This is a genomic window from Allobosea sp. 05T438 (assembly GCF_056396025.1).
Genome location: NZ_JBFTKQ010000002.1, coordinates 701,858 through 714,386 on the forward strand (window position 1 = coordinate 701,858; position 12,529 = coordinate 714,386).

Below are 12,529 nucleotides of genomic sequence, written 5' to 3' on the forward strand. Positions count from 1 at the left end.
ACGCCATTATGCACATCTCTTGGGCAGAGGTTCTGCGGCCTGCCGCCACCCTGCCCACCGGCCGCCTTGCGCGCGCGTGCCGGCTCGCTAACCTGACCCGGTGGGCGGATTCCGCCTTTGCCAGCGTCACGGGGAGCCGAACCTTGGCCATCATCGCCGCGCTGAACCACGTCACCCACTATTCCTATGATCGCCCGGTCACGCTCGGGCCGCAGATCATCCGCCTGCGGCCTGCGCCGCATTGCCGGGCGGCGATCAACAGCTATTCGCTGAAGGTGACGCCGGCCCAGCATTTCGTGAACTGGCAGCAGGACCCGGCCGGCAACTGGCTGGCGCGCTTCGTCTTCCCCGAGCCCGTCAGGGAATTCCGCATCGAGGTCGATGTCGTCACCGAGCTGTCGGTGATCAATCCCTTCGACTTCTTCGTCGAAGCGGAGGCCGAGATCTTTCCCTTCGCCTACACGCCGGAGCAGCGCGCCGAGCTCGCACCCTATCTGGTGACGGAGCCGGCCGGGCCGCTGCTCGAAGCCTTCCTCGCGGAGCTGCCGAAGGAGCCGGTCAACACCGTCAACTTCATCGTCGACATCAACGCCCGCCTGCAGCAACGCATCGCCTATGGCATCCGCATGGAGCCCGGCGTGCAGGAGCCGGAGCATACGCTCTCGATCGGGTCCGGCTCCTGCCGCGACACGAGCTGGCTGCTGGTCCAGGCGCTCCGGCATCTCGGCCTCGCCGCGCGCTTCGTCTCCGGCTACCTGGTCCAGATGAAGGCCGACGTCGACCCGCTGGAGGGCCCCCGCGGCACCGACAAGGACTTCACCGACCTTCACGCCTGGGCCGAGGTCTATATTCCTGGCGCAGGCTGGGTTGGTCTCGACCCGACCTCCGGGCTTCTCACCGGAGAGGGCCACCTGCCGCTGGCGGCGACGGCGCATTATCGCTCGGCCGCGCCGGTCTCGGGTGTGGCGAGCTATGCCGAGACGACTTTCGACTTCCAGATGAGCGTGACGCGGGTGCACGAGGTGCCGCGCATCACCCTGCCCTTCTCGGATGAATCCTGGCAGGCGCTCGATACGCTCGGCGACAAGGTCGAGGCCGATCTGCAGGCGCAGGACGTGCGGCTCACCATGGGCGGCGAGCCGACCTTCGTCTCGATCGACGACCAGACCGGCGCGGAATGGAACATTGCCGCCGTCGGACCGACCAAGCGCGAGCGCGCCGACGTGCTGATCCGGCGCCTGCGCGAACGCTTCGCGCCGGGCGGAATGCTGCATTACGGGCAGGGCAAATGGTATCCTGGCGAGAGCCTGCCGCGCTGGGCCTTTGCTCTCTACTGGCGCCGGGATGGGCAACCGATCTGGCGCAATCCCGACCTGATCGCGCGCGAGCCCGGCGCCAGGACCGGCGGCGACCGCGAGCTCGAAGCCGGCGCCACCGTCCAGGATGCCGAGGCGTTGGCGAGGGAGCTTTCGGACAATCTCGGCCTCGGCGCCGACTACGTTATCCCGGCCTATGAGGACACCGGTCACTGGCTGCTGAAAGAGGCGCAGCTTCCCGACAACGTCGACCCGCTCGATTCCCGCCTCTCCGATCCCGAGGAGCGGGCGCGGATGGCGCAGGTCTTCCAGCTCGGTCTCGGCCATCCCCGCGGCTTCGTCATCCCCGTGCAGCGCTGGCAGGCGGCGGCCAACGACCGGCGCTGGCGCTCGGAGAAATGGCGGTTGCGGCGCGGCAAGTTGTTCCTCGTTCCCGGCGATTCACCGGTCGGCTACCGATTACCGCTCGGTTCCCTTCCCGACATACCGAAGGCCGAATACCCGCATATCCATCCGCAGGATCCGATGGAGCCGCGCGGGCCGCTGCCGCCGGCCGGCGTCACGCAGGCCGCGCCGGCGCCGGGCGCCGGAAGCCCACCGGCGCCGGCGGCCCCGACCAGCTTCGGAGCGCCGCCGCAGATGTCCGTCCAGGTCGATCCCGGCGGGGCAGGTACAGCCCAGCAGCGCACCGAGCAGGAGATCGGCGGCGAGCATGTGCGCACGGCGCTCAGCCTCGAAATCCGCGACAATGTGCTCTGCGTCTTCCTGCCGCCGGTCGAGCGGCTGGAGGATTACCTCGATCTTGTCGCCTCAATCGAAGCTGCCGCCGAAGAGACGGGCCTGCCCGTCCATATCGAGGGCTATGCGCCGCCCGTCGATCCGCGGCTCAGCGTCATCAAGGTCACGCCCGACCCCGGCGTGATCGAGGTCAACATCCATCCCGCGGCCGATTGGCGCGAGGCAGTGGCGATCACGCAGGGCGTCTACGAGGAGGCGAGACAGGCCCGGCTCTGCGCCGAGAAATTCATGGTCGACGGACGCCATACCGGCACAGGCGGCGGCAACCATGTGGTGCTCGGCGGCGTGACGCCTGCGGATTCGCCCTTCCTGCGCCGGCCGGACTTGTTGAAGAGCATCGTGCTCTACTGGAACAGGCACCCGTCCCTGTCCTACCTGTTCTCCGGGCTGTTCATCGGCCCGACCAGTCAGGCGCCGCGCATCGACGAAGCCCGGCAGGACCAGCTCTACGAGCTGGAGATCGCACTGGCGCAGGTGCCGAAACCGGACGAAGCGCCGATTCCGCTCTGGCTGGTCGATAGGCTGTTCCGCAACCTGCTGGTCGATGTCTCCGGCAACACGCACCGCACCGAGATCTGTATCGACAAGCTCTATTCGCCGGATGGGCCGACCGGACGGCTCGGGCTGCTGGAGTTCCGCGGCTTCGAGATGCCGCCGGATTCGCGGATGTCGCTGGCGCAGCAATTGCTGCTCAGGGCGCTGATCGCGTGGTTCTGGCGCGAGCCGCAGGCAGGCAAGCTGGTGCGCTGGGGCACCGCCCTGCACGACCGCTTCATGCTGCCGGAACTGGTCTGGCAGGATTTTCGCGAGGTGCTCGCCGACCTCCAACGCGCTGGCTATGCCTTCGATCCGGTCTGGTTCGAGGCGCAGGCGGAGTTCCGTTTCCCCTTCTTCGGCAAGGTCGCGCATGGCGGCGTCGAGATCGAGATCCGGCAGGCGCTGGAGCCCTGGCATGTGCTCGGCGAGGAGGGGGCGATCGGCGGCACGGTGCGCTACGTCGATTCCTCGGTGGAACGTCTGCAGGTCAAGGCGAAGGGCTTCGTTCCCGGCCGCCACCTGATCACCTGCAACGGCAGGCGGCTGCCCATGACACAGACGGGCACCTCCGGCGAAGCGATCGCGGCCGTGCGCTTCAAGGCCTGGCAGCCGTCTTCCGGCCTCCATCCGACGATTCCGGTCCATGCGCCGCTGACCTTCGATATCGTCGACCTCTGGTCCGGCCGCTCGCTCGGCGGCTGCGTCTACCACGTCGCCCATCCCGGCGGTCGCAATTACGAGACACCCCCGGTCAATTCCTATGAAGCGGAAGCAAGACGGCTCGCGCGTTTCGAAGCGATCGGTCATAGTCCGGGCGCTCTGGCGATTCCGCCGGAAGAGCGCAGCGCCGAATTTCCGCTCACGCTGGATCTGAGGCGCCAAGCCGGGGTCTGACAAGGCGAATGGCAGTGCAAGGCCGCACCCGATCGGGACGCAGCAGGGCAGACCGACGCGCCGCGCTGCTCGCCGGATATCGCCCCCTGCCCGGGGCCTTCGACGAGTTCATCGACGAGGCCGGCGAAGTCAGGCCCCATTGGGAGCCGTTCCTGTCGGAATGGTGCGCGCTGACGCCGGGCGAGCTCTCGCAGCGCTTCGGGCTGGCCGACCGGCATGTTCGGGACACCGGCGTGTCCTATCGCGTCCATGGCGACATCGATGCCAACGATCCGGGCTTCGGCGAGCGCTCCTGGCCGCTGTCGCATGTGCCGCTCGTCATTCCCGAGGCGGAATGGCAGGTGATCGCAGCCGGCGTCACGCAGCGCGCCGAGATCCTGTCGACGTTGCTCGACGACATCTACGGACCGGGCGAGCTGATCGCCAAGGGGCTTCTCCCGGCCGCGGTCGTCGCCGGCAGCCCCGACTACCTGCGCCCGCTCCATGGCGCGCCGGGCGGGGGCACGCTCCAGCTCTACGCTGCCGATCTCGGCCGCGGCCCGGATGGGCGCTGGTGGGTGCTGCAGGATCGGACCCAGGCGCCGTCAGGCACCGGCTACGCGCTGGAGAACCGGCTGGCGCTCGCCCGCGCCTTCCCGGACATGTTCCGCAGCATGAATATCGAACGGCTCGCGGCCTTCTTCCAGAGCTTCCGCGCCGGGCTCGTGGCGCGCTCCAAGCGGGTCGAGCCGCGCATCTGCCTGCTCACCCCCGGCCCGCTCAACGAGAGCTATTTCGAGCAGGCCTATCTCGCGCGCTATCTCGGCTTCCTGCTGGTCGAGGGCGGCGACCTGCTGATGCGGGAGGGCCGCGTCCATGTTCGCACCATCGCCGGCCTCAAGCGCGCCGATGTGATCTGGCGGCGGATCGACGGCGACTTCACAGACCCGCTCGAACTCAATGCGGGCTCGGCGCTGGGCGTGGCCGGGCTGGTCGAGGCTGTCCGCCAAGGCCATGTCCATGTCGCCAATGGTCTCGGCTCCGGCGTGGTCGAGGCCCGCGCTCTGATGGGTTTCATGCCGGCTTTGGCCGAGCAGCTCACCGGCGAGGAGCTGATCCTGCCGAACGTCGCGACCTGGTGGTGCGGCCAGCGGCCGGAGCGCGAGGTCGTCCTCGACCGGCTCGAGGAGATGAGCGTGGCGCCGGCCTTCCGCAGCGCCGGCGGCGGGCTGGACACGGCACCGATCGTGGCCGGCGAACTACCTCCGGCCGAGCGGGAGGCGCTACGTCGGCGCATCGAGGCGCGCGGCATGGACTATGTCGGGCAGGAAGTGGTGCGGCTCTCGACCATGCCGGTCTTCCAGAACGGGCGTCTTGAACCGCATCCGATGACGCTGCGCGTCTTCGCCGCGGCGACACCCGACGGCTGGGCGGTGATGCCCGGCGGCTTCTGCCGCATCTCCGACGAGCCCGACGCACGCGCGGTCAGCCTGCGCAACGGGGTGCGCTCCAGCGATGTCTGGATCACCTCGGAGGAGCCGGTTGCCCAGCTCAGCCTGTTGCCGACGCCGGACCGTACCAGCATCCGGCGCGTGACCGGCACGCTGCCGAGCCGCGCCGCCGACAATTTGTTCTGGCTCGGCCGCTATCTGGAGCGCGGCGAGGCGACGCTGCGGCTGGTACGGGCCCTGCTCGGCCGGCTGATCGATCCGGATCCAGCGCCGGGACACGGCGACACGCTCCGCCAGCTCGCGGGCATGCTTGTCGCCTGGGGGGCCGCCCCCGGCGGCACCGGGCACAAGGATCCGGCGGCGCAGGCGCGCGCCGCGCTCTTCAGCCTGGACGATTACGGTTCTGYGGCCGCCTCGATCCGGGAGGCCCGACGCACGGCTTCGGTGATCCGCGAGCGCCTTTCGGTCGATGCCTGGCGTCTGTTCAGCGACCTGCAGCGCCAGCTGGTACCTGAGGAAGGGCGCAAGCCGAGCGAAGGCGAGACCTACGAAAGCGCCGACCGGGCGCTGAAGACGCTCGCCGCCTTCTCGGGCCTGAGCCAGGAAAACATGGTGCGCGGCGCGGGCTGGCGCTTCCTCGACATCGGCCGGCGCCTGGAGCGCGGCGTCGCGACCTGCCGCTTCGCCCGGCAATTCGCCGACAGTCACGCCTCCGGCGACAGCCTCGACGCCCTGCTCGACCTGACGGATTCGCAGATCACCTACCGTTCGCGCTACCTGCTCGGCGCCAGCCTGCAGCCGGTGCTCGATCTGGTGATGCTCGATCCCTACAATCCCCGCTCGGTCGCCTTCCAGATCGAACGGCTCGACGCCGAGATCGCCGCCCTGCCCGCGCTCTCCGACGACGGCATGCTGGAAGCGCCGCGCCGGCTGGTGTTGCGGCTGGCCGCCGATTGCCGCACGACCGAGGCCAGCCGGCTCGACCGCACCAGCATCCTGCTGTTCGAGCAATTGCTGATGGGCGTCTCCAGCGCGATCGCCGACCGCTATTTTCTGCAGAACAGCGGCCCGGAAGGCTCGCGGATGACGGGCATCGCGTGATCTACGAGCTGCGCCACGTCACCACCTATGGCTACAGCCGCCAGGTGCCGTTCTCCCGCTGTATCCTGCGGCTCCTGCCGCATGACGGCCCCGGCCAGATCGTGCGGAAGGCCGAGCTCTCGATCTCGCCGCGGCCAGCCGAGCGCGGCGACGGCATCTGCTTCTTCGGCAACCGGATGACCACGATCACGATCACCAAGCCGCATCGCGAGCTGAAGGTGGAGATGCGGGCCCGGATCGAGGTGCACCGGCAGACCCCGCCCCATGCCGGCCTGACCCGGAACTGGGAGGAGGTCGCACAGCTCGCGCTGGCGTCGAACAGCCTTGCCCCGGATTCACCAGCGCATCACCTCTATCCGAGCCGGCTCGTCCCCCCCGTCGCGGCCGTGATCGCCTATGCGGCCGAAAGCTTCGGCGCGAGGCGACCGGTGCTCGAAGCGGCCAGCGAGCTGATGGCGCGCATCCGGCGCGACTTCACCTATGATCCGGAGGCGACTGAGGTCACCACGCCCATCGCCGAGGCCTTCGCCCAGCGCCACGGCGTCTGCCAGGACTTCGCCCACATCATGATCGGTGGCCTGCGGGGCCTCGGGCTGCCGGCCGCCTATGTCAGCGGCTATATCCGCACCATCCCGCCGCCCGGCGAGAAGCGTCTCGAAGGCTCCGACGCCAGCCATGCCTGGGTCCTGGTCTGGTGCGGCCCGGAAACCGGCTGGGTCGGGCTTGACCCGACCAACGACCTGATCGTCGCCGACGACCATATCGTCACCGCCATCGGGCGCGATTACGCCGACGTGTCCCCGCTCGACGGCGTGGTGATCGGCCCCGGCACTCAGAAGATCAGCGTCGCGGTGGACGTCATCCCGGTCGGCTGAGCCTTTCAGGCAGCCTGATCGGCCGATCGAGATTGCGGCGCATGGGCGTGCGCCTCGCCCCAGGCCTTCAGCGCCAGAATGACCGGTTCCAGCGTGCGGCCCTTGGCCGAGAGGCTGTATTCGACGCGCGGCGGCACCTCCGGGTAGACCACACGGACGATCAGCCCGTCCGCCTCCAGCTCGCGCAGCTGCGTGGTCAGCATGCGCTGGGTCACACCGGGAACCCGTCGACGGATCTCGTTGAAGCGCAGCGTTCCGCCCATCAGATGATAGAGCGCGATGCCTTTCCATTTGCCGCCGATCAGCCCCAGCGTCGCTTCGACCGGGCAAGCGGCGGAGGAATAGGGCTCCTTGAAACGCGGCGGCATGACAGTATCCTTTTCGACACTATAGGCTGAAATTGTGCGTTCTTGCGTGTTTCCAATGTTATGCGCATCTCGGCTGTATCGCAATGCAGGAGGGACGCCATGCGCGCCGTCGGATATCGCCAATCGCAACCCATCGCCGCCGAGACCAGCCTGATCGATCTCGACCTGCCCGAGCCGAAGGCGACCGGGCGCGACCTCTTGGTCGAGGTCAAGGCGATCTCGGTCAATCCGGTCGACACCAAGGTCCGCGTCCGCAGCCAGCCGGCGGAAGGCCAGACCAGCGTGCTCGGCTGGGATGCCGCAGGCATCGTCAAGGCTATCGGGCCGGAGGTGACCGGCTTCAAGCCGGGCGATGCCGTGTTCTATGCCGGGGCGATCGACCGGCCGGGCTCGAATGCGGAATTCCATCTCGTCGACGAGCGCATCGTCGGGCCAAAGCCGAAGAGCCTCGGCTTCGCGGAAGCCGCCGCCCTGCCGCTGACCGCGATCACCGCCTGGGAAATGCTGTTCGACCGGCTCGACCTCCGCAAGCCCGTGCCCGGCGCGGCGCATGCCTTGCTCATCATCGGCGGCGCGGGCGGCGTCGGCTCGATCGCGATCCAGCTCGCGCGCCAGCTCACCGATGTCACGGTGATCGCCACCGCCTCACGGCCCGAAACCCGCGCCTGGGCGCAGGAACTCGGCGCCCATCATGTGATCGACCATACCAAGCCGTTGCCGGCGCAGGTCGCGGCGCTCGGCATCGGCGCGCCGGCCTTCGTCTTCTCGACGACGCATAGCGACACCCATCTGGAAGGGATCGTCGAACTGATGGCGCCGCAGGGACGGTTCGGCCTGATCGACGACCCGAAGACGCTCGATGCCAATCCGCTGAAGCGCAAGAGCCTGTCGCTGCACTGGGAGCTGATGTTCACCCGCTCGCTGTTCAAGACCGCGGACGTGGGCGAGCAGGGCAAGCTCCTGGCGGAGGTCTCGCGGCTTGTCGATGCCGGACAGATCCGCACGACGCTGGCCGAGCATTTCGGCGCGATCAACGCGAGCAATCTCAAGCGGGCGCATGCCTTGATCGAGAGCAACCGCGCCAAGGGCAAGATCGTGCTGGAAGGCTTCTGAACGAGAAGGGCCGCGCCTCGCGGCGCGGCCCTCGAAACGTCATCGGTTCCGAACCGATCAGGCCAGCGTGTAGGCCGTCTTGACCGTGGTGTAGAACTCCTTGGCGTAGGCGCCCTGCTCGCGCGGGCCGTAGCTGGAGCCCTTCCGGCCGCCGAACGGGACGTGATAATCGACACCCGCCGTCGGCAGGTTGACCATCACCATGCCGGCCTCGCTGTTGCGCTTGAAATGCGTCGCATGCTTCAGCGAGGTGGTGCAGATGCCCGAGGAGAGCCCGAACTCGGTGTCGTTGGCGACGGCCAGCGCCTCGTCATAATCCTTGACGCGGACGATGTTGGCGACCGGGCCGAAGACCTCCTCGCGCGAGATGCGCATGGCGTTGGTCGTCTCGGTGAACAGCGCCGGCTGGAGGTAGAAGCCGGGGGTGTCGCGCTTCAGGAGCTCGCCGCCGAAGACCAGCTTGCCGCCCTCGTCCTTGGCGATCTGGATATATTTCAGGTCCTGGTCGAGCTGGCTCTGGTCGACGACCGGGCCGATATGGGTGCCGGCCTTCAGCGCATCGTCGACGACGACGCTCTTGAGGCGCTCGATGCAGGCCTCGACGAACTTGTCGTGGATGCCGGCCTGGACGATCAGGCGCGAGGAGGCCGTGCAGCGCTGGCCGGTCGAGAAAAAGGCGCCGTTGACGGCAACCTCGACCGCGACCTTGAGGTCGGCGTCGTCGAGCACGACGAGCGGGTTCTTGCCGCCCATCTCGAGCTGGACCTTCTTCATCGGGTTGCCGGCGATGCAGGCAGCCGCGACCTTGCGGCCGGTCCCGACCGAGCCGGTGAAGGAGATGGCAGAGACGTCCTTGTGCTCCAGCAGCGCCTGGCCGACGACCGAGCCGCGGCCCATGACGAGGTTGAGCGCGCCCTTGGGCAGACCGGCACGCTGAAGGATGTCGACCAACGCCCAGGCCGAGCCCGGCACAAGATCGGCCGGCTTCAAGACGACGCAATTGCCCCAGGCCAGCGCCGGCGCGATCTTCCAGGCGGGGATCGCGATCGGGAAGTTCCAGGGCGTGATCATGCCGACGATGCCGACCGCCTCGCGGGTGATCTCGACGCCGACGCCCGGACGCACCGAGGGGACCATCTCGCCGCCGAGACGCAGGCACTCACCGGCGAAGAAGGCGAAGACCTGGCCGGCGCGGGTCGCCTCGCCGATGCCTTCGGCGAGGGTCTTGCCCTCCTCGCGCGAGAGCAGGCGGCCGAGCTCGTCCTTACGGGCGAGGATCTCGTCGGAGGCCTTCTTCAGGATGTCGTAGCGCTCCTGCGGGGTGGAGCGGCTCCAGGCCGGGAAGGCAGCCTTGGCGGCGGCGACCGCGTTGTTCAGGTCCTCGACCGAGCCCTGCACGTACTCGCCGACGACATCGTTGGTATTCGAGGGATTGATGTTGCGCGAGGCATTGGCGCCGCCGGCCCATTCGCCGGCGATGAGGTTCTTGAAGGGCGCGTTCATCTCGTTCTCCCACGAACAGGTCCGTGGGAGGGTGTTAGCGCCTTTGGGGCGGGAAGGCCAATGCCCGACGGTCGGGGAGCCATCCGCTGACCGCATCGCCGGAGAGGCGGCGGCAGCAACCTCACTTCTCCTTGATCGACAGCCCGTTCTTGCCGACCGAGATTTCGACGCCGTCCGGCTGCTTCTTCTCCTGGTAGAGCGAATAGCCGGTGACAGCGAGGGCAGCGACCAGCACCACGACCAGAACGACCAGAAGATTGCGCGAAGCGAGCATGAGACATCCTTGGAGAAGCGGCCGGAACCGCGGCCCGCTGCAAACGCCTGATACCCGGTCAAAGTTCCGCGAGGACGGAACGTTCCGCCGCCGACCGCGTTCTCATCGGGCGCGAGCCATGAGATGATCGTGCGAGCTGGAGCAAGTGATGCGCGAGACGGAAGTGCAGGAGCGAATTTGGACCGCGCTGGCCGCGCACCCCGTCTATATGGTCTCGCTGTTAGCCGAAAACACCATCAAGACCCGGCCAATGTCGGGGCATCTCGACCGCGACCATCATCGGCTGCTCTTCATCAGCCATCGCCATACCGGCATTATCGGCGCGGCCCTGCGCTCCCCTTCCGTCTCCCTCGCGATCAGCCTTGAGGACCGGAACTTCTACGCCGCCATCTCCTGCTCGGCCTCGGAAGTGCCGGGCCGGGAGGAGCTGCGCGAGATCTGGACCCCGCTGGCGAGCGCCTGGTTCCCCAATGGACCGGACGATCCCGACGCGACGCTGCTGGAGCTGACACCGATCTCGGCCGAAATCTGGGACGGCCCATCGAGCAGCGTCGTCGTCGCCTTCAAGCTGGCGACGGCGAAGATTCTGGGCCGCACGCCCGATCTCGGCGTCAACGCCACTATCGACATGCGCTGAGCCGGCTCTGAGGCCGGACGCCGAAAGCGCCAGCTGGCTTCAGGCCGTGTCGGAGGCTGCCATCCTCCGCCCGAGCCAAGCGATCGCGGTGCTCGACCAGGCAACGCCGAGACACCAGCCGCCGATGACGTCGGTCGGCCAGTGAACGCCGAGATAGACCCGGCTGAGACCGATCAGCACGATCATCACCCAGGCCAGCGAAACGCACAGCCGCTTGATGTCGTCACGCCGCGAGGCGAGGCCGACGAAGCCCGCGATGCTCAGCAGCGTCACCGCCGAGAGGAAGGCATGCCCGCTCGGAAAGCTGGCAGTGAAGGTCAGCGCCGCATGGGCGACGATGTCGGGCCGTGGGCGCCCGATCGCGATCTTCAGCCCATTGCTGACCAGCAGGGCCGCGAGCAGGCTGACGACGAGGCCCACAGCCAGGTGCCGATAACCACAGAACCAGAGCGCCAGCGTCGCGGTCGTCGCCATGAAGAACAGGCCGACAAAACTGCCGAGCGCAGTCATGTCCCGCACCGCCTCCTGAAACCAGGTCGGCCCGACCGGAGCGGCGGGATTGGCAGGGTCGCGGAACAGCTGGACCAGCGTGGTATCGAAGGCGAAGCTGTGACCCGAGGCGATGAAGGCAGCAAGCGTCACAAAGACCAGCGCGGCGGCAACCGGGACGAGAATGCGCGGCTGCCACCAGGGGGCAGACACCTGGCTCAGAGCGTGCCCAGGCTGAGACATGGCGACTTTCAACTCCGGAAGCGGGGCGGGCGAGCGGCGATGACCGTCAAGGCCCTGGGCAGCAAACCATATGCCAACGGCCCGACCTTGCGCTCGACCTCGCCATCGAAAGTGATGTGCCCGCGCCGCTTGTCGCGCCGCGAAAGCGTCACGGCATTGCCTGTGAAGGAACTGAGATTCCGCGACGAGCGCCAGAGGCCGGAAGCGACGGACAGGGCCGCCTTGCTGCGCGAATAGAGGCCGCCCGCATTCAGGACATGGACCTCGAAGATACCGCCATCGAGACAATCGCGCCGCCATTCCGCACCGTTGAAACGATTGACGGTGACCAGCACGGCATCCGCCTCGACGACGCGGCTTTGATTGCCGACGGCAATCTCGACGGTGATCGGGCGCGTGAACAGGATCGAGCGCGTCGCGGCGACACCGAAGGCAGCAACCCGGCTGAAGGGGAAGCGGCGGCGGGCATATTCGCGCTCGCGCGCCATCAGGCTGAAGAACCCCATGCCGGAGATGGAGTGGAACAGCCGATCGTTGACGCGGCCGACATCCATCGCGACGGGCTCGCCATGACAGAGCGCCTCGACCTGCTGTTCGAGCGGGCCGAACAGGCCGAGGTCACGCCCCAGCACGTTCACGGTTCCCATCGGCAGGATGCCGACCGGGCGGTCCGACTGAATCAGGACGGGCAAGGCGCCGTTGATGGTGCCGTCGCCGCCGGCCAGGACCGGTATCGTCCTGTCTTTTTCGATCGCCAGCGACAAGGCGCTGCCGATCTCGCGCGGCGGGACCAGCTTGACTTCCGCGTGGCAGCTATGGGCCTTGAAAGCAGCCTCGATGCGCGTTGCAAAAGCATCGGCACCGGCTTCCAGCACAGCTCCCGCGCGAGCGTTGACGACAACGGTATGGCGCATGTGGAGCCCAAGATAGGTGCACCCCGCAACGGTGCAA

Annotated in this window: 10 protein-coding genes; 5 read left to right on the top strand and 5 right to left on the bottom strand. The window is 67.9% G+C overall.

What is annotated here, in order from left to right; translation table 11 throughout:
• The first annotated feature begins 143 nt into the window (after positions 1-143).
• The 3 genes from AC1DIN_RS07160 to AC1DIN_RS07170 are packed head-to-tail and all read left to right on the top strand — an operon-like array spanning position 144 to position 6,951.
• Positions 144-3,545: a transglutaminase family protein gene (locus AC1DIN_RS07160; protein WP_476809197.1), complete on the top strand. Its 3,402-nt coding sequence runs from the start codon at positions 144-146 to the stop codon at positions 3,543-3,545.
• An 8-nt stretch (positions 3,546-3,553) separates the two neighbouring features.
• Entirely contained in the window at positions 3,554-6,076 is a 2,523-nt protein-coding gene (locus tag AC1DIN_RS07165; RefSeq protein WP_476809198.1) for a circularly permuted type 2 ATP-grasp protein, read from the top strand.
• Positions 6,073-6,951, top strand: coding sequence for a transglutaminase family protein (locus tag AC1DIN_RS07170; RefSeq protein WP_441468945.1), 879 nt, complete (start codon positions 6,073-6,075; stop codon positions 6,949-6,951). The genes AC1DIN_RS07165 and AC1DIN_RS07170 overlap by 4 nt, the downstream gene beginning before the upstream one ends.
• A 5-nt stretch (positions 6,952-6,956) precedes the next feature.
• Here the strand turns inward: AC1DIN_RS07170 and AC1DIN_RS07175 are convergent, their stop codons facing one another.
• Positions 6,957-7,319, bottom strand: coding sequence for a winged helix-turn-helix transcriptional regulator (locus AC1DIN_RS07175; RefSeq protein ID WP_476809199.1), 363 nt, complete (start codon positions 7,317-7,319; stop codon positions 6,957-6,959).
• Positions 7,320-7,418: 99 nt separating this feature from the next.
• On the opposite strand from AC1DIN_RS07175, the gene AC1DIN_RS07180 reads away from it, so the two are divergent.
• The gene (locus tag AC1DIN_RS07180; protein ID WP_476809200.1) at positions 7,419-8,432 is read left to right on the top strand and encodes a zinc-binding alcohol dehydrogenase family protein; all 1,014 of its coding nucleotides are present in this window, start codon (positions 7,419-7,421) and stop codon (positions 8,430-8,432) included.
• Positions 8,433-8,489: 57 nt separating this feature from the next.
• Here AC1DIN_RS07180 and AC1DIN_RS07185 read toward each other — a convergent pair whose 3' ends face one another.
• A complete protein-coding gene (locus tag AC1DIN_RS07185) occupies positions 8,490-9,935 on the bottom strand; it encodes an aldehyde dehydrogenase family protein (protein WP_476809201.1) in 1,446 nt (481 codons plus the stop codon).
• A gap of 121 nt (positions 9,936-10,056) precedes the next feature.
• The gene (locus AC1DIN_RS07190; protein WP_265052127.1) at positions 10,057-10,209 is read right to left on the bottom strand and encodes a hypothetical protein; all 153 of its coding nucleotides are present in this window, start codon (positions 10,207-10,209) and stop codon (positions 10,057-10,059) included.
• 148 nt (positions 10,210-10,357) lie between these two features.
• On the opposite strand from AC1DIN_RS07190, the gene AC1DIN_RS07195 reads away from it, so the two are divergent.
• Entirely contained in the window at positions 10,358-10,846 is a 489-nt protein-coding gene (locus AC1DIN_RS07195) for a pyridoxamine 5'-phosphate oxidase family protein (RefSeq protein ID WP_441471355.1), read from the top strand.
• 39 nt (positions 10,847-10,885) lie between these two features.
• Here AC1DIN_RS07195 and AC1DIN_RS07200 read toward each other — a convergent pair whose 3' ends face one another.
• Together AC1DIN_RS07200 and AC1DIN_RS07205 are read right to left on the bottom strand one after the other, a co-directional pair.
• Positions 10,886-11,578 carry a phosphatase PAP2 family protein gene (locus AC1DIN_RS07200; RefSeq protein WP_441471356.1) on the bottom strand — a complete coding sequence of 231 codons (693 nt, stop codon included), beginning with the start codon at positions 11,576-11,578 and terminating at the stop codon, positions 10,886-10,888.
• Between the two features lie 8 nt (positions 11,579-11,586).
• On the bottom strand, positions 11,587-12,492 hold the full coding sequence (locus AC1DIN_RS07205; RefSeq protein ID WP_476809202.1) for a diacylglycerol/lipid kinase family protein: 906 nt from the start codon (positions 12,490-12,492) through the stop codon (positions 11,587-11,589).
• Positions 12,493-12,529 lie beyond the last annotated feature (37 nt).